Origin of the sequence: Methanoculleus chikugoensis (assembly GCF_900095385.1) — an archaeon.
Lineage (GTDB): Archaea > Halobacteriota > Methanomicrobia > Methanomicrobiales > Methanoculleaceae > Methanoculleus > Methanoculleus chikugoensis_A.
The window spans coordinates 1-16,851 of record NZ_FMID01000008.1 but is presented as its reverse complement, the minus strand read 5'-3'; the positions used below and the strand labels follow the sequence as shown (position 1 = coordinate 16,851).

Annotated in this window: 14 protein-coding genes and 1 pseudogene; 7 read left to right on the top strand and 8 right to left on the bottom strand. The window is 62.0% G+C overall.

From position 1 onward, the window contains the following. On the bottom strand, positions 1–333 hold a 333-nt coding region (locus L21_RS01715), incomplete at its 3' end, for a proteasome assembly chaperone family protein (protein ID WP_143727181.1). A 59-nt stretch (positions 334–392) separates the two neighbouring features. On the opposite strand from L21_RS01715, the gene L21_RS01710 reads away from it, so the two are divergent. Continuing rightward, on the top strand, positions 393–719 hold the full coding sequence (locus tag L21_RS01710) for a DUF5611 family protein (RefSeq protein WP_074368781.1): 327 nt from the start codon (positions 393–395) through the stop codon (positions 717–719). A 66-nt stretch (positions 720–785) separates the two neighbouring features. Here the strand turns inward: L21_RS01710 and L21_RS01705 are convergent, their stop codons facing one another. From L21_RS01705 to L21_RS01680, 6 genes are all read right to left on the bottom strand, one after another. After that, the gene (locus L21_RS01705) at positions 786–1,121 is read right to left on the bottom strand and encodes a TfoX/Sxy family protein (protein WP_074368780.1); all 336 of its coding nucleotides are present in this window, start codon (positions 1,119–1,121) and stop codon (positions 786–788) included. Between the two features lie 3 nt (positions 1,122–1,124). Then, positions 1,125–1,385, bottom strand: a complete 261-nt coding sequence (locus L21_RS01700; RefSeq protein WP_074368779.1) for a DUF3795 domain-containing protein — start codon at positions 1,383–1,385, stop codon at positions 1,125–1,127. 169 nt (positions 1,386–1,554) lie between these two features. Then, positions 1,555–4,317, bottom strand: coding sequence for a leucine--tRNA ligase (gene leuS / locus L21_RS01695; protein WP_074368778.1), 2,763 nt, complete (start codon positions 4,315–4,317; stop codon positions 1,555–1,557). A 53-nt stretch (positions 4,318–4,370) separates the two neighbouring features. Next, a complete protein-coding gene (locus L21_RS01690) occupies positions 4,371–6,272 on the bottom strand; it encodes a PINc/VapC family ATPase (RefSeq protein ID WP_074368777.1) in 1,902 nt (633 codons plus the stop codon). A 23-nt stretch (positions 6,273–6,295) separates the two neighbouring features. Beyond that, positions 6,296–6,661, bottom strand: a complete 366-nt coding sequence (hisI, locus tag L21_RS01685) for a phosphoribosyl-AMP cyclohydrolase (protein WP_074368776.1) — start codon at positions 6,659–6,661, stop codon at positions 6,296–6,298. 6 nt (positions 6,662–6,667) lie between these two features. Further along, on the bottom strand, positions 6,668–7,441 hold the full coding sequence (locus tag L21_RS01680; protein ID WP_305954463.1) for an A24 family peptidase C-terminal domain-containing protein: 774 nt from the start codon (positions 7,439–7,441) through the stop codon (positions 6,668–6,670). Positions 7,442–7,845: 404 nt separating this feature from the next. Here L21_RS01680 and L21_RS01675 point away from each other — a divergent pair, with 404 nt between their 5' ends. Genes L21_RS01675 through L21_RS01660 form a run of 4 tightly spaced genes read left to right on the top strand, consistent with a single transcriptional unit; the run spans position 7,846 to position 12,901 of the window. After that, on the top strand, positions 7,846–8,484 hold the full coding sequence (locus L21_RS01675; RefSeq protein ID WP_074368774.1) for a hypothetical protein: 639 nt from the start codon (positions 7,846–7,848) through the stop codon (positions 8,482–8,484). After that, the gene (locus L21_RS01670) at positions 8,471–10,927 is read left to right on the top strand and encodes a type II/IV secretion system ATPase subunit (RefSeq protein ID WP_074368773.1); all 2,457 of its coding nucleotides are present in this window, start codon (positions 8,471–8,473) and stop codon (positions 10,925–10,927) included. Before L21_RS01675 ends, L21_RS01670 begins: the two co-directional genes overlap by 14 nt. Then, positions 10,924–11,847, top strand: a complete 924-nt coding sequence (locus L21_RS01665) for a type II secretion system F family protein (protein WP_074368772.1) — start codon at positions 10,924–10,926, stop codon at positions 11,845–11,847. The genes L21_RS01670 and L21_RS01665 overlap by 4 nt, the downstream gene beginning before the upstream one ends. Position 11,848: 1 nt before the next feature. Further along, positions 11,849–12,901 carry a type II secretion system F family protein gene (locus tag L21_RS01660; protein WP_074368771.1) on the top strand — a complete coding sequence of 351 codons (1,053 nt, stop codon included), beginning with the start codon at positions 11,849–11,851 and terminating at the stop codon, positions 12,899–12,901. A gap of 626 nt (positions 12,902–13,527) precedes the next feature. On the opposite strand, the gene L21_RS01655 is transcribed toward L21_RS01660, so the two are convergent. After that, positions 13,528–15,012 carry a cobyric acid synthase gene (locus tag L21_RS01655; protein WP_074368770.1) on the bottom strand — a complete coding sequence of 495 codons (1,485 nt, stop codon included), beginning with the start codon at positions 15,010–15,012 and terminating at the stop codon, positions 13,528–13,530. A gap of 59 nt (positions 15,013–15,071) precedes the next feature. Here L21_RS01655 and L21_RS01650 point away from each other — a divergent pair, with 59 nt between their 5' ends. Further along, positions 15,072–16,718: an adenosylcobalamin-dependent ribonucleoside-diphosphate reductase gene (locus tag L21_RS01650; RefSeq protein ID WP_074368769.1), complete on the top strand. Its 1,647-nt coding sequence runs from the start codon at positions 15,072–15,074 to the stop codon at positions 16,716–16,718. A 41-nt stretch (positions 16,719–16,759) separates the two neighbouring features. Beyond that, positions 16,760–16,851 (top strand): annotated as a pseudogene (locus tag L21_RS14365) (stress response translation initiation inhibitor YciH); the annotation flags it as partial.

Sequence of the window (16,851 nt, the reverse complement as noted above, 5' to 3'; positions counted from 1 at the left end):
CGTGACGACCTCTTTGATGTCGAACTGCGCGAGCCAGTCCATGATGCCGTTCGCTACCTCGTAGCAGATCGCCGGGTGAATGGGGACGTCGGAGATGACCGCGACGAGGTGATCCTTCTCGTAGAGGCGTACGGGGGCGTTGATCACGCCTTTTGTCATAAGGGCGACCGGGGGGAAGTATTTGCTCGTGATCGCCCCGATTTGCTCGAATTCCATCTGTTCGACGAGGTATTGCAGGGCAATACTCCCGACGAGCCCGCTCCCGGGAAAGCCGATCAGAACCGTCTTTTCGGCGCCCTCGAGCGCTCTGGATATAACCTTTATATCGTCCATGGGATCAATCACTCACTCCTGGATTAGTTTAACATAGCTGAATGTCCCTTAAAAATATTATGCAGGAATACCAGATCAAGCGCGGATACACGAAACAACTTGCAGAATCAATGATCCAGGGACTCCGCGACCAGTTCGGGACCGAACCCCGTGCGGCGGAGGACGGCCACTATAGCATCTCCTACGGAGCACTCCTGCGTCTTGAGGTCTGGGTGGGTACAGGAGGCAAAACACTCGTCGTCGATACCGAGGCGGACAAGACCGTCGACGACGAGACGATCATCGACACCAACCGCCGGTTCCGCAACTACCTCCAGCAGGTGACCGGGTATACGGCAAAAGAGCGGGCGAAGAAGGCCCAGCAGGCCGTAAAGAGAAAAGAATAACCGGATCGATCCCGTCGACGGAGTCGCCCGGGCCGGAACCCCTGAAGACGGTTCCTCTCTTTTTACTCAGGAGCGGTTCGCCGCTCCCTCTTTTTTGGGTTTCTTCACCGGGAGTGCGGCGCAGGTTATCTGCGTCAGTTCTTTGAGAAACTCCGGGTCGTCCAGGTCTTCGAGCAGGAAATAGGGTTTCGCACCGGCATAGGGCGGGGCGGTCTCGCCGTCCGGCATGAACGCCTTTCCGGGATCGGTGATCTTTACGAAGAGCTGGTTGTCGCAGACACAGCCGAAGAATATCCCGTCGCAGTAGATCCCGTATTCGCCGAACATCTTCCTGTAGGTGATCTTCCCCGCATCGCCGAGTTGTTCGGCTACGAACTCGACATATTCCCGACTCGACGACATCCCTTACTCTCCACACCACGCCTTACACTGTTCGATCCGTCTCCCGTCGTCGCCCTGGTTCTCATCGAACGCGAACTGCACGAGGAGTTCGCAGGGGAACTCGTCGCATCGGCCGCAGTTAGGAAGCCCCCTCGCTTCGCAGCAGGCCTTCACGGGGCAACTGTCGCTCCAGAACGGCTTTGTGATTGCCGTACACCCCCTGCAGCCGACTTGTTCCCGGTACTCGCACTCGCTGCAGAGTATACCGCATCGTGACTCGATCATCCTGCACGCCCCTATCGTTACCCCGTTGCCGCGAGAGGTCAAATAGCCGCCTCCTGCGAACCGTTACGGGAGTATCGATATCCACGGTTGGATGATAGGATGATATAGCCTCTCCCTGCGGGGCGAAAGTAACCAGGGAGCCTCCGGGTTCCGGCCTGAAAAAGGGATATTATTCGATCACAATCGCCGGCTTGAACGGGAGCGCCCCCGACGCCTTCGGGTGCGTGCCCGCTTCGGCACTCAGGACCTTCACCGGCACGCCGAACTCGTGCTCCAGGAACGCACGTGCGCCCTCGAGGACCGCCTGCTCGTCGAGGGAGGATCCTGCGAGCTGCTTCACGAGTTCGGGCGGCAGTTTCAGGACAAGTTTCGTGATCTGCTTCGCGGCATCGGTCGCCTCGCGGCCGCGCCTGCGCATCTCCTCGTTTTGCATGATCTCCCGCATCACCCTCGTCTTATCGGCCGATGCCGCGATGATCCGGAAGGCCTCGTGCTTCCAGGCCGGGGCGACGAAGAGGCTGATCGACGTCGGCTCCATCGGGATGAGTCTTCTGATCGACTCGATATCCTCGACCGTCCGGGCGAGGAGCTCCTCGGCGAGCTCGATCGCCGGGCTGACCCGGCTCTCGTCCACCTCCGGCCAGGGGGCGAAGGAGACCATGCCTTTCCCGCCGACATCGCTCCAGAGCGCCTCGCAGGTGAACGGGATGAAGGGAGCAAGCAGCCGCACCCAGGTGCGGCAGAGGTCCTGCATCACCGCCCCGCCGGTTGCGCCCTCGGGCAGGCGGCGGCGGTACCACTTCAGGTCGGCCTCCACGCCGAAGAACGCCTCCTGCAGCGCCTGCCGGGTCTGGAAGAGATCGAGCGCCACGGTGGCGCTCTCGATGCGCCGCTGGAGCCTGCTCGCGAGCCAGGCGTCGATATCGTAGGAGCCCGTCGCTTCTTTTGCCTCCGTAACCGTGTTCCAGAACCGCTCGATCTGCTTCCTCGTCGACGAGACGAGTTCGTTCCTCCAGTCGAAGTCCTGCCAGGGCTCGGCGCTCCCGACGAGGAACATCCTGACCGTATCGGCCCCGAACTCCTCCACGGCGTCTTCGAGCAGGAAGACGTTGCCCTTGCTCGAGGACATCTTCGCCCCGTTCAGGAGCCCCATCCCGAAGACCACCATGCCCTGCGGCTGCAGTTCCTGCGGGAAGATCGCCCGGTGGTGGAAGAGCTGGAAGGTGAGGTGGTTCGAGATGAGATCTTTCGCCGAGAACCGGTAGTCGTAGGGGTACCAGTAGAGGAACTCGTTCCTGAGCCGGTCAAGCGTCTCGCGGTCGACGGTCTCGGGGTTCCCTTCCCCGAAGAAGATGTACTCGAAGACCTCCGGCGTCAGGTCCTCCGGCGGAATGGCCTTTAAGTGGTGGGCGATCGTGTAGTAGGCCATGTAGATCGTCGAGTCGGAGAGCGGTTCGATGATCCAGGTCGGGTCCCAGGGGAGTTTCGTCCCGAGCCCCACCCGCCGGGTGCAGGCCCAGTCCTTCAGCCAGTCGACCGTCCGGACGAACTCCGTCCTGACCTCGGGCGGGACGAGCGCCATCCGCTCGATTTGGGTCTTCACCTGCTCCTTCCAGCACGGGTCGCTGTACTCCAGGAACCACTGGTCGTGCAGGATCTTCACAAAGACCCTCCCGCCGCACCGGCAGATCACCTGCCGGTTGTCGAACTCGTACATCGGGATCGAGCCGTAGCGCTCCATCATCAGCGCCGCCACGTCGTCCCGGGCCTCGCGGACCGGCTTGCCCCCGTAGTTGTCAAAGACCTTCCCGCGGGAGAACTCCGCACTGTAGACCTCCTGGGTGAGCGCCTCCATCCCCGGATCATTCTGGTCGCGGATACCCGCCCGCTCGACCGCGTCCTTTGCCGGGATCTCGCCGTAGCCCTCGACGGATATGAGCGGGACCGGCTGGATGCCCGTGTACTTCCCCTGCTGCTGCAGGTCGCGGAGCGCGATGTAGTCGAAGGGTGCGTGGGCGGGAACGCTCATCACGATCCCGGCCCCCATGTCCGGGTCGACGAAGGTCGCCGGGAGGACGGGGACCTCGCCGGAGAGCGGGTGGGTGACCGTCTGGTCGACGAGCGCCGTTCCGGGGATCTCCTCTCCCACGGTGACCTCGTGGTCCTGCAGGGCGAGTTTCGCCGCAGCCTCGCGGCTTAAGACCCACTCATCGCCGTCGACCGTCGCCCGGACGTAGGCGACGGCCGGGTTCACCCAGAGGTTCGTCACGCCGTAGATCGTCTCGGGCCGGAGGGTCGCGCACGGGATCCTGGCATCGCCCCACTGGAAGAGGACCAGCGTAAACTTGACGATCTCGGCCTTGTCGCCCTCGAGAAGGTCGTGGTCGCCGACCGGGTTCTCGCACTGCGGGCAGTACTTGACCGGGTGTGCCCCTTTGACGACGTGCTCCTCCTCGTGCAGGTGCTTGTACTGCCACTCGATGAACCTGCTGTACTGCGGGTCGACGGTGATGAACCGCCGCCGCCAGTCGATAGAGAGCCCGCACTTCTGCATCACGCGCCGGTACTCCTCCGAGAAGTACCGGACGATCTCCATCGGGTCGATGAACCGGTCCAGGATGTCCTGCGGCACCCGGTAGAGGTCGCGGTAGAGTCCTATCGTCTGCGTGTCGCCGTTCGCGATCCTCTTCGAGATCCCGATGACCGGGGTGCCGGTGACGTGGAACGCCATCGGGAAGAGGACCTGCTTCCCCCTCATCCGCTCGTACCGGGCAAGGACGTCCGGAACAATGTAGGTCCGTCCGTGCCCGACGTGCATCGCCCCGCTTGGATACGGGTACGCCACGGTCAGGTAATATTTCTCCTTCTCTGCCGGATCGGCCTCGAACGCGTGCTCCCACCGGGCGATGCACTCCCGTTCGTTGCCCTGCATATCTAATCCGCCCACTCTAAGCCTCCAGATTCTGGTTCCTCATAGTTGCCCTATCATACCGGCCGCAGCCGGATCGTCTCGCCCTCGTTGTAGCGCTTGATCATCTCCTGGGCGATCGTGCTGTTCTTGGCGAGGAGGATGTCCCCCTCCTCGTTCACCGTTGCCGTGAAGAGATACTCCTTCCCGGCGAAGACGTCCACGATCTTGCCCCTGTTCTCGGGAGATACAATCGTCAGCTGTTTCTTGTCGAGACGGATCTTGATGCCGCCGGCAAGGTGCATCTCCTCCTCGACGGGTTTCTGCGCCTCGAGTTCGCTCCTCGGCCGGATATCGATCCCGATGCCGAGTTTGTTCACGATCGCCGAGACGTTCTTGCCGCCCTTCCCGATCGCCGCGGGGACGTCCTTGTCCTCGATATAGACGACGGCCTTGTTGTCGCTGATGATCCGGACCTCGACCGGGCCACTCGTGTACCGCCCGATCTCGCGCTGGACCTCTTTTCCCGCAACCTTCCAGGTGACGTTCTCCTCGGGTTCCGCTACCGGTGCCGGTGCCGCGACGACCGGAGGCTCCGCAGGTGCAACGACCGGTCCTGCGGCGTTCTTCTTCCGGGCGAGCGGCATCACCAGGGTCTCCCCTTCGTAGCGGAAGATCTCGATCTCGGGTTCCTGCCGGGTGTGCTCGCGGACGACGATCACCGGGCGGATATGCACGTCGCCGGGCATGCCCTCCGGTGCCTTGACCGTCAGTTCGAGGTCGTAGATCTTCGTGATCGCGCCCTGGACGACGTGGATGACGGTGTTGATGATCTGCGGCAGGATGCTGTAGTCAACGCGGTCACAGAACCGCCGGAGGCAGTCGTGCACCTCCATGGCGTGGACCACGCCGACCATGCCCATCCCCGCGAGGCGCATATCCGCATAGACGGAGAAGTCCTCGTTCTTCCGGAGTTCATCGAAGATCACGTAGTCGGGCCGGACGAGCAGGAGGGCTTCGGCGGTGTTCGCCATGCTCCCCTCGAGCGCCGTGTACTGGGTGATGTGGTCGGGTACCTGCAGGTCCCGCGGGGCCTCCATCGTCTTCACGACGAAGTTGTTGTCGGCGAGGAACGTCGCAAGGCTCTGGGCGAGGGTGGTCTTCCCCGCTCCGGGGGGTCCCGCGATCAGGACGCCGCGGCGGTTCCCGAGGATCCGCTGCTTGATCTCCGGCGCCATGTCGTAGTCGTCGAGCGAGAGATCCACGAGCGGTCGGACGACGGTGATCTCCATCCCGTCCGAGAACGGCCGCCGGGCAATCGAGATCCGGAGCGACCCGATCTGGACGACCGTGATCCCCCGCTTCTCGAGTTCGATGAAGCCGTCCGGGTCGCGTTTCGCCCTCTCAAGGAGTTCCTGCGCCATGGCCTTGAGTTCGTACTCGGTCATCGGCGCATCCCGGAGGGTCACCAGGCGGGTCTCCTGGAGTTTCCCGATCTTTGCCACCGGCGGCGCCCGTTCCTTGAGCGTGATCGCGATCGTCTCCTCGTCGAGGTACTGGTCGATCGAGAGCGGCGAGAAGTCGCCGATCTGCGGCCGCAGGTAGGTGACGTCGAGACCTTTTGCCTTCGCCACCTCCGCCTGCACGAGATCGCTCGTGATGAACCGGGCGTCGTGGTCGATCGCGACGTTCCGGATAAGGGCGTCGATCTCGCCTCCGCTGGAGAGTTTCACCTGGTCGAGGCTCGGGCGTTCTCCGGAAAACTGGAGTTCGATGGTCTTCTCCTCCGACATCCGGAAGAGCTCCTGGAGTTCGGTCAGACCGGAAAACCCTATCTCCCGTCCCTGATTCGCCTGGGCCTCCAGCTCGGCGACGACGGCTTCCGGTATGATTATTGTTGCGCCCTTATATTCTCCGGTTTTTATCAGCGATGTTATGCGTCCGTCTATTACGACGCTTGTATCGGGTACAATTTTCATAAAAAATCACCATAGTAATGAGGTCATTCATCCTTATTAGCGTATACCTTCTCCGGATCGAAGACCGTTTCAGCGATCTCCTCCCCCTCGGCCGTCCGGTAGAAACACGAGGCGTGGCCGGTATGGCAGGCGGCACCGGTCTGCTCTACCTCGTAGAGGACGGCATCCTCGTCGCAGTCGACCAGGATGCGGCAGACCCGCTGGACGTGCCCGCTCTCCTCTCCTTTCTTCCAGAGTTTCCGTCTGCTCCTGCTGTAATAGTGTGCATATCCCGTGGTCCTGGTGAGTTCCAGCGCCTCCGTGTTCGCGTAGGCGAGCATCAGGACATCACGAGTCCGTCTTTCCTGCACGATGACAGGCACCAATCCGTCCTTGAACTGTATCTCCATATCTATTCACATTCCCGCGATTGCCTTCATGATTACATAGAGGATATCTCCCATGAACAGTGCGGTCAGAAACCCCGCCGCGATAGGTATGATGAATGGAATGCCGTAGGATATCCAGACCTTGCCGGCCTTCCGGTAGAGGGCAAGTTCCCGCTGGTAGTCTTCGGGGTGCAGCCTGAGATCTTTTGTGTATAGCCGCCGCTCCCCCCGCACGATGCGCCCGAGCGATTCCGTAAACCCGACGAACCGCCTGACCAGTCTGCCGTCCTCCCCCTCCTCGATATCTTCCATCACAAAACCGAACTCGTTCTGGATGCCCTTTCCATCGACCGGGAAGCCGAGGAAGAGGCAGGGCAGCGGGGCCCGGTTCCTCTCCAGGATGTTCTTCGCGAGTATTGCGACGGGTGCCGCGATATTGATGAGCACGGCGTTCGTCAGCACGCTGAACGGAAAGAACCCGAGAGGCGATGCGCCGAAGTACGGTTCGAGCGGGTAGAACGGGATGCAAGCGGTGATGATGATGAGGGCGTATGCATCCGCCCCCCCGAAGAGGTTTACCGCCTGGAAGAGGTAAAAAAACCCGCAGAAGATCGCGACCATGATGAGGTACGCCGCCGCCGTCCGCCAGTCCGCGAGGACGGCCAGCCCGTACACCCAGACGGCCGCCGGGATCGCGATCGCGAGTGCGGGACGCCAGGTCTTGTGGGGCACCCGCCGCTCCTTCGCGTCCAGGATGGACGCATATATGAGCGTAACCCCTATTGCAGCCGCTGCAATCATAAGGGGAACACTTACCACGAGCGGAAGAATCATGGGCGGGTACCTTATTCACCTGTTATCTCTTATTTCTGGCGATCTTTCTTTGCAGGGGATCGCTGCCGTTTCGATGCTTTTTCCGGCTGGATTTGGCATGATATGGCCACTCTTCGCCGGCCGGGCAGCCTGGAGGTTCCGGATCTCTGGTTGCAACTTCCTCCATGGCCGGAAATCCGTCGAAGGCTGCTGAGCGCAAACGGTCTCCTTCTATCTTCCGGATACGCTTCTTTCTCAAGGATATCTGTTAGAATCTCAATTCCATTATCACAAGGTATTAATAATAGCATACTGATGTGATATATTGTGATAGGGGGTAAAAATCCCCTTTCCGGCATATAACCGACAAAATACCGTACCTGAAGATCTGCATGGACATAAACGACCTTATGAGCGAGATCCTTCGACAGTCGACGAGCGAGGGACACTTCACTCTTGATGAGTTGCTGCACTACAGTAGCAGCAATCCCATGACCGGAATAGGGGTTTCGGAAGAGAAAGGGCACTCATTTTTCCTTTTTTTCTCCGAGGGCGAACCGGACGGTGCCATGTTTGTCGATGCGAAGGGGACACTCTTTGGAGACTCGGCCGTCCTGCGCCTGACCGGGGAGGAAGAGTTCGAGCTCTTCACGGTAACGGCGCCGATTGTCGACGCGCTGGTCTCAAGGTGCCGGATCTTCGACAAAAGCCACCTGAAGAAGAACGGACGCCTCGACATCCCGACCCTCGGCACTCCTAACCAGCAGCGGATAGGGATGCTCTACCTGATCGTGCGCGACGGCCGAATGCCTCTTGCCGGGGCCCACGTCGCGATCCGGAAGGGAAAACTCGTCATGACGAGCGATGTGACGGATTCCAAGGGGAAGGTCTGCTTTCGGCTGCTCAATGGGCGCTATATGTGTGTGGTCTCGGATCGGATTGGAGAGCGGGCACGGCGCATCGTTGAGATCCATGAACCTCAGGTAGAAGCGTACGTTGATATTGGGGGCACAGAGGATGAGTTCAGGTGAAGATGAAGAACGTGAATTGATAGCAGCAGTCAGGAGCCTTCTCTCACAACCCGGGAAACTGGGGGCCGGCGACGGAGGAACCACGGTGGAGAGCGTCGATGCAGGTTTGCCGTTCCAGTCTCCCGAGGAGGATGAGACGGTCCCGGAGGTTCTCAGGCCCGTCACCGATGAGATGAACGAGCAGCCGGAGCCGTCTCCGGTGCAGGCGCAACAGAGCGCGGATATCCGTTCGCTCATCGAGACGGCGGCGACGTCGGACGACTCCGCCGAATCGCATGCGTCCGCCGAGAAGGACCCGGTCCGGGCGCTTCTCGAACGGATCGGCCGGAGCGGTCCGGACGGCGCCGAAGAGGTCGTCTCCGCCCCGACGGTAGAGACGGACGATCTCTATACAGGGCCAGAGATGCCGGCTGATCCGCCGGCCGCGGTTGAGGAACTCGCTGCGAAGCCGGATGTGCCGGCTTCTTCCCCCGGATACCATGCTCCTACGGGAATCCTCGAGCGGGTGAAAGGGTGGCGCGAGGGCGATGAATCCGGCACCACCCGATCGAAACCCCGCGTTGTGGAGATGGTCGACGATCCCGGGATCGAAGAGGAGATCTCCGACGGTGTGGTTACGGTCGAGGAGCTCGGAAACCTGGCGGATTTAATCCTCCCGAAGAGCGCGACGTTCACGATAGATGAACTGAGCATCAACCGTGGCGAGAACCGCTTTGATTTTATCGATAACGCCCGAGTCGTATCGGAGTTCGACGACATCTTCTCCCAGTCGTTCTCCTCCACTTCGCTTGCTGCGGCCGCCGCACAGGTGGTGACCCCGGTCGAAGAGGTTCCGCAGCCCCGGTTCGGTTTCCTCAAAAAACTTCAGGTGCCGAAAGTCGGCGCCACGTTCGAGGAGTACAATGCCACGCTCCACGGTCCGCTCGTCGATCTCGCGATGCGGCCGTCTCCGGGGGTTGAGGAGATCGAACTCTACCCGGTGAACGAACCCTATGCCTATGTCCGGGTGACCTACGACAGCACGACGCATGAGTACACCTATAACGTCATCGAGCCCGTGCTCACTCCCGGGGAGCAGATGCTCTTCGCGGAGATCAAAGAACGGCTTTTCGAGACGCTCAACATCACTTCCCGTGACCTCACCCGCGAAGAAGCCCGCACAGCGCTCCGCGATGCTGCGAACATGATCATCGCCGACTACGGGATCCGGCTCGACCCTCTCGGGCGCGAGAAGATCCTCTATCACGTCGAGAAGGAGTTCCTCGGCGACGGGCTGATCGATCCGGTGATGCACGACAAGTACATCGAGGATATCTCCTGTGACGGTGTGGGCAGCGCCATATTCGTCTATCACACGACGTACGAATCGATGAAGACGAGCCTCATCTATCACGATCACGTGGAACTCGACTCGTTCGTCACGAAACTCGCGCAGCGTGCCGGGAAATACATCTCCATCGCCGAACCGATGCTGGACGCCACGATGAGCGACGGATCGCGTATCCAGATGACGCTCGGAGCGGAGGTGACCGCACACGGCTCGACGTTCACGATCCGTAAGTTCCGGGAGGAACCGATCACGCCGACGGACCTCATCGAGTGGCACACCTTCTCGCCGCTCGGGATCGCGTTCATCTGGCTCGCGGTCGAGAACGCCAAGTCCTGCATCTTTGCCGGCGGGACGGCGTCCGGGAAGACGACGACCCTGAACGCCATATCGCTCTTCATCCCGCCGCTCGCGAAGATCGTCACCCTCGAGGATACCCGGGAGCTGAAACTGCCTCACCCGAACTGGATCCCGAGCATCACCCGCGACTCGTTCTCGCAGGACGGGCGGGGCGAGATCGATATGTACGAACTCCTGCGAGCCGCTCTCCGGCAGCGTCCGGAGTACATCCTGGTCGGTGAGGTCCGTGGCAAGGAGGCCCTGACCCTCTTCCAGGCGATGAGCACCGGCCACGTCACCTACGCGACGATGCACGCCGACTCGGTGGCGAGCGCCGTCCACCGTCTGGAGAATCCGCCGATCGACGTGCCGAGGAACATGCTCTCCGCCCTCTCTCTGATGTCCATCCAGGTGCAGGCCCGTATCGGCGGTCAGCGGATCCGGCGGAACAAGCAGCTCATCGAGATCCTGGACATCGATCCCCGGACGAACGAACTGATCACGAACGAGGTCTTCCGGTGGCACCCGGCAACCGACGAGATCCGGTATTCCGGCAAATCCTACATCCTCGAGCAGATCATGGAAGACCGGGGCTGGAGCGAGGAGCGGATGCGCGAAGAGTTGAAACGACGACAGGAAGTCCTTGAATGGATGCGTATCAAGAAGATCCGCCACTTCAGGGACGTGAGTAAGGTCCTGATCTCCTACTTCCGCGACCCGGAGACGGTCGTCCAGCGGGTGCGTGTCGACCTCTATGGGGAAGGTGGTTCCGTATGAACAGTTACGAACGGTTCTGCTTCAATCTGATCGGGCACAACCTGAAGAAGAAACGGGGAGACTACATCAGTCTCCGAAACGACCTGATGGGAGCCCGGATGACGACTCCGTTCGAGGCGTATCTTGCGACCGCGTACGTCTCTTCGGTCGCCGTGGGGCTGGTCGCCGCCATGCTGATCGGGCTTCTGACCTATCTCCTGCGGGTTCCCGATATGATCGTCTACCGCGGAGCGGTTCCGCAGGTCCTGTACGCGTTGAACGACTACAAGATGCTGCTCGGCACCGTTGCCATCACGATCATCTCCCTCCTGATCTTCGGCGGGCTGACCTACCTGATCTTCCTTCTCTATCCCGGTATAAAGGCGGGAGAACGGCGCCGGAACATCGATGCCACCCTCCCGTACGCCATCAACTACGTCACCGCCATGTCTTCAGCCGGGATCACCCCCGACGAGGTCTTCCGGCTGCTCGGCCAGAGCACGATATACGGCGAGAGCGCTATCGAAGCGCGCTACATCTCCCGGGAGACCGACTTCTTCGGGAAGGATCTCCTCGAGGCCCTGCGGTCGGTCTCGCAGGCGACGCCGAGCGAACGGATGCGGGAGTTCCTGCAGGGAGCCGTTGCGAGCATCTCCAGCGGGAGCAACCTCACGGAGTACTTCCGCACCAAGGCTCACCAGTACACGCTCGAGAACAACCAGCAGCAGAAGACGTTTTTAGAGACGCTCGGGCTGATTGCGGAGTCCTACGTCACCGCGATGGTCGCCGGTATGCTCTTTCTGATCATCCTGCAGTCGGTGATGACGATCCTCTCGGGCGACTCGAACCCGTTCTTCCTCTACATCATCATCTACCTGATCGTCCCGTTCGGGAGCATGATGTTTGTCATCCTGATCAGTTCCATGACTCCGGAGGTGTGATATGGGATTTAAAGACCTTTTCAACGATTTCTTAAACAGGAAACCCACGGATGGGGAGGTGGTTCCGGTGGACGACGGCCCGGAGTCCGACCGGTTCGTGGAGCAGGACCAGGAGATCTTTGGCAGGATTGAGAACAGGCGGAAGTACCAGGAAGGGTTTTACCGGTTCCTCAAACACCCGGTCAGGGTGATGATGGAGGAGCCCTACACCGTTCTCTTCATATCCGTTCCGCTCGCGCTTCTCCTCTTTATCGGCGGGTTCGTGAGCACGGTCTCGTCCTACGGCATCGGCGCTCTCTTTACGACGACGATGATCGACGACTTCTTCGTCTTCGCGCTCCTCATCGCCATCGTGCCGCTTGCCCTCCTCGATTTCAAGGAGGCGTGGCGCATATCGAGCGTCGAGGCGTCGCTCCCGAACTTCTTCCGCGATGTTGCCGGGATGAACGATTCGGGCATGACGCTCCCGCACGCCATCCATATCGTCTCGGAAGGCGAGTATGGGGCGCTCACGCCGCATATCCGCAAACTGGATACCGAGATGTCCTGGGGCGTCCCGTTCGTGGAGGCCATCAAGCGGTTCGGGAAGACCGTGAAGACCCCGCTCGCGGAACGGAGCGTCGACCTGATCGCCCACGCGAGCTCCGCCGGCGGCGATGTGAGCGAGGTGCTGCGGGCGGCGGCACATGACGCCTACGAGTTCTTCAACCTGCAGTCGGAGCGCAAAAACGGGATGATGATCTACATGATCATCATCCTGATGTCGTTCTTTGTCTTCCTCTTCGTCATCGGGGTGCTCTCGGGCACCTTCCTCACCACGATGGCGGAGGCGGGCGAGGCGGTGGCCGCGTCGGGTTCAAGTTCGGCCCAGTCGTTCATGGGCAACGTGGACCTCTTCCTCTACAACCGGATCTTCAGCCACTCCGCGCTGATCCAGGGATTGTTCTCAGGACTTGCAGCGGGCATCATGGGCGAAGGCCGGGTGGTCGCGGGGCTGAAGTACTCGGCGATCATGGTGTTTATCGCCTGGGTTGCGTTCCGGTTCATCATCTGAAAGGATCGGGACGGTTTCTCTCTTTTTATGGCCGGGTTACCGGCGTTTGAGGTGCCGCCCTCCACCGGGAGGGGAGGAAAGGCGTTGCGGGTATCCATACTCGCTCCGGAGATTATATGATCTCCCGGAGATCACTCAGACCCGTTTTTCCCCGACAATGCCCGGGCACTGCTCCTGCCTGCAAGAAGGGGGTGGAGTCCCAGATATCCGGACAAGTGGAGACATGGGAGGGGGAATGCTTCCCCCTCCCCGTCGGCCCCTCCCCCGATGGCGATATTCCCGCGGCCCAGTGTATGGGAAGACCCTGGAAAGGGCGTAATCCCGGTTCACTTCCCGGAGCATGGCTTTCCATCGGCTATCGCCATGACTGCCCCCGCCCCTTGCGGGCGGGGGAGGAGCGCGAAGCGCGGGCGGAGTGGGGGCTACAGATCTCCGAGATAGGTAGAGACAGGGGAGGGGGTTCACCCCCTCCCCGCGGGCCCCTCCCCCAATGGCGATACCCCCACGGTCCACTGGATGGAGAGATGCCAGAGAAGAATCATGTACGGTTTTCCACCGACAATGCCCGGGCACTGCCCCGCCCCGGGGTGCGGATGAGGCTTTTCACGAAGGAGAGGAGGCGAGCCCTACCCCGCCCGCTCCCCATCCCGGAACCACGCCATGATCGCCTCCATATCCACGTGCTCCTCGAAATGCCGGGCAAGTTCGTCATACGCATCCGCAGCCCCGAGGGCGCCCGCGCTCGCGTCCGTCACCGGTTCGAAGGCTACGCCCCGCCGCTCCGAGAGGTGGGCGAGGAGGGCGTTTACTGCGCCGGGGTTCCGGAAGAGGCCGTGCATGTAGGTCCCGAAGACAAGGCCGTCGGGGGTTGAGGCTCCCTCCCCGTCGAACGCTTCGGGCAGTTCTCCCCGCTCCGTCTCGCCCATGTGGATCTCGTAGCCCTCCACCTCTCCCATCGCCGGGAGGATGGGGCCGGGGCCGGTCGCCCGGCGCCGGACCTGCACCGTCGTCTTGCGGTAGCCGGAAAACGCCGTCACGACGTCGAGGAGCCCGAATCCCGGGTACTCTGCGGGGCTCTCCGACTCGATGCCGGCGTCAACGATCCGGCTCCCGAGCATCTGGTAGCCGCCGCAGATCCCGATGATCGGGACGCCCCGCTCCCGGGCGAGCCGGAGTTCTTCGCCCACGCCGTGGCGGTTCAGCACGGCGAGATCCTCGACGGTGTTCTTGGTCCCCGGAAGGATGATGCAGTCGTAGCCGGAGAGCGTTGCGCCGGGCGGGACGTAATCCACCGTGGCGTGCTCTTCGAGGAGTTCGAAGTCGGTGAAGTTCGCGATCCGGGGGAGGCGGAGGACGGCGATCCTGACCGGGCGGGCGGTCGATCGCTCTTTTTTATCGGCGATCGAGAGCGAGTCCTCGCTCGGGAGGGGGATATCGGCGAAAGGAACCACCCCGAGCACCGGGACACCCGTGAGTTCTTCGAGTTTTGTGACGCCGGAAGCGAAGAGCCCGGGATCTCCCCGGAATTTGTTGACGATGACCCCGGCGACGAGCGGCCGGATATCCTCCGGGAGGAGGGCGAGCGTCCCGTAGACCTGGGCGAAGACCCCGCCCCGCTCGATATCCGCGACCAGGAGGATGGGGAGGCGGAGCGAGCGGGCGAGCCGGATATTCGCGATGTCGCGGTCGTAGAGGTTCACCTCCGCCGCTCCCCCGGCACCTTCCGCCACCACGTTCCCGAATTGCCGCTGCAACCGTTCGAACGCAGCAACGGCCTCGGTAAGAAGCGCATCGGTCTCCCTGTAGTAGTCCCGGATCTGCACATCCTTATAGGGCCGGCCGAGGAGCACCACCTGCGAGACCGAATCACCCTTCGGTTTGAGGAGAACCGGGTTCATGTCGGCCTCCGGTTCGACCCCGGCCGCGAAGGCCTGGACGGCCTGGGCGATCCCGATCTCGCTCCCGTCGGCCGTGACGTAGGAGTTGAGACTCATGTTCTGGGATTTGAACGGCGCAACCGGGATTCCGCGGCGGTAGAGCGCACGGCAGAGCGCCGCAACGGTCACGCTCTTGCCCACGTGGGATGCAGTTCCGAGCACGATGAGAGACATTGCCGGCAGAAGAGTTGGGCACGACGGGTTATTAAGGGCGGGGTTCCATCAGGTATCCTATGGAGTTCTCCCCGCAAGCCCGCCTCCTCCTGGAGAGCCGCTACCTCCTTCCGGGCGAGACGCCGGGCGGCCTCTTCTCCCGGGTCGCCGACGCCGTGGGCGGGACGGCCCGGTCCCGCGAGTTCTTCTCGCTCCTCTCAGCCCTCCTCTTCCTCCCGAACTCCCCGACCCTGATGAACGCGGGCACCCCCGCCGGACAGTTCTCGGCCTGCTTCGTCCTTCCCGTGGAAGACACGCTCGAAGGGATCTTCGGGACCCTCGGTCACATGGCGCTCATCCACCAGTCCGGGGGAGGAACCGGGTTCTCGTTCTCGCGCCTCCGGCCCCGGGGCGACGCCGTCAACGGGGTCACGGGCGCCGCAACCGGGCCGGTCTCGTTCATGCGGGTCTTCGATGCGGCGACCGGGGCGGTCAGGCAGGGCGGCCGGCGCCGGGGGGCGAACATGGGGGTGCTCGCTGCTTCCCACCCCGACATCGAGGAGTTCGTCACCGCAAAGCAGGAAGGGGGGCTCTCGAACTTCAACATCTCGGTCGGCGTCGACGAGAGTTTCTTTTCGTGCCTTGCGACGGGGAAGGAGTACGACCTCACGAACCCCCGCGACGGCACGATCTGGAAGAGCATCGACGCCCGATCGCTCTGGCATCTCATCGCTGCGTCCGCCAGCGCCTCCGGCGAGCCCGGGGTGCTCTTCCTCGACGAGATCAACCGCCGGAGCACCACCCCGCACCTCGGCTCCATCGAGGCGACCAACCCCTGCGGCGAGCAGCCGCTCTACCCCTACGAGAGCTGCAACCTCGGAAGCGTCAACCTCGCCCGGTGCGTCAGAAGAGACGACCTCGACGAGGACCTGCTTGCAACGGTCGTCCGGTGCGGCGTCGACTTCCTCGATGCAGTCATCGATGTGAACCGCTTCCCCCTGCCCGAGATCCGGGAGAAGACCTTGTCGACCCGGAAGATCGGCCTCGGGGTCATGGGGTTTGCCGAGACACTCATACGCCTCGGGATACCCTACGGGTCGGAGGAGGCGCTCCGGTTTGCCGGGAGCCTGATGGAGCGCATCCAGGAGACGGCCCGGGAGCGGTCGGAGGAACTCGCGAAGGAACTGGGGTCGTTTCCGGCGATCGAGGGCTCGGTCTTCTCGGGAGAGATGCGGAACGCCACCGTCACCACCATCGCCCCCACGGGCTCGATCCACCTCATCGCCGGCACAACGAGCGGCATCGAGCCGGTCTTCTCGTTCGCCTACGACCGGACGATCGACGGCCGGCCGGTCAGCATCACGAGCGACCTCGTCGCCGGGTTCCTGCCCCGGACCGCCGGAGGGAGGGACGTGGCAGAGCACGTCCGCCGCCACGGCACGGTCGCCGGCCTCCCCCTCGACGAGCATGCCCGCGACCTCTTCAGGACGGCCGTCGAGATCGCACCGGAGCACCATGTCCGGATGCAGGCGGCGTTCCAGAAGCACGTGGACAACGCCGTCTCGAAGACCGTGAACCTGCCACAGAGCGCAACCGTCGACGAGATCGCCCGCGTCTTCTCTCTCGCCCATGATCTCGGGTGCAAGGGCACAACCGTCTACCGCTACCGGAGCAGACCGGACCAGATTTTCTCGCTAGGGTGCGATGTCTGCCGGATTGACGGATGACATGCCAAATAATATATAACGAGAGCTGAAAGGTACATGCAATGAACGGTGGGATATGTCCGACTTGCGGACTGCCAAAGGAACTGTGTATCTGTGAAGAAGTAGCAAAAGAGCAGCAGAGAATCAGCGTAAA

Excerpts from the sequence above, each read along its gene's own strand:
- L21_RS01670 (WP_074368773.1), top strand. The coding sequence starts at position 8,471 with ATGAGTTCAGGTGAAGATGAAGAACGTGAATTGATAGCAGCAGTCAGG.
- L21_RS01680 (WP_305954463.1), bottom strand. The coding sequence starts at position 7,441 with ATGATTGCAGCGGCTGCAATAGGGGTTACGCTCATATATGCGTCCATC.
- L21_RS01660 (WP_074368771.1), top strand. The coding sequence starts at position 11,849 with ATGGGATTTAAAGACCTTTTCAACGATTTCTTAAACAGGAAACCCACG.
- leuS (WP_074368778.1), bottom strand. The coding sequence starts at position 4,317 with ATGCAGGGCAACGAACGGGAGTGCATCGCCCGGTGGGAGCACGCGTTC.
- L21_RS01700 (WP_074368779.1), bottom strand. The coding sequence starts at position 1,385 with ATGATCGAGTCACGATGCGGTATACTCTGCAGCGAGTGCGAGTACCGG.
- L21_RS01710 (WP_074368781.1), top strand. The coding sequence starts at position 393 with ATGCAGGAATACCAGATCAAGCGCGGATACACGAAACAACTTGCAGAA.
- L21_RS01705 (WP_074368780.1), bottom strand. The coding sequence starts at position 1,121 with ATGTCGTCGAGTCGGGAATATGTCGAGTTCGTAGCCGAACAACTCGGC.
- L21_RS01655 (WP_074368770.1), bottom strand. The coding sequence starts at position 15,012 with ATGTCTCTCATCGTGCTCGGAACTGCATCCCACGTGGGCAAGAGCGTG.
- L21_RS01665 (WP_074368772.1), top strand. The coding sequence starts at position 10,924 with ATGAACAGTTACGAACGGTTCTGCTTCAATCTGATCGGGCACAACCTG.
- L21_RS01675 (WP_074368774.1), top strand. The coding sequence starts at position 7,846 with ATGGACATAAACGACCTTATGAGCGAGATCCTTCGACAGTCGACGAGC.
- L21_RS01650 (WP_074368769.1), top strand. The coding sequence starts at position 15,072 with ATGGAGTTCTCCCCGCAAGCCCGCCTCCTCCTGGAGAGCCGCTACCTC.
- L21_RS01690 (WP_074368777.1), bottom strand. The coding sequence starts at position 6,272 with ATGAAAATTGTACCCGATACAAGCGTCGTAATAGACGGACGCATAACA.
- hisI (WP_074368776.1), bottom strand. The coding sequence starts at position 6,661 with ATGGAGATACAGTTCAAGGACGGATTGGTGCCTGTCATCGTGCAGGAA.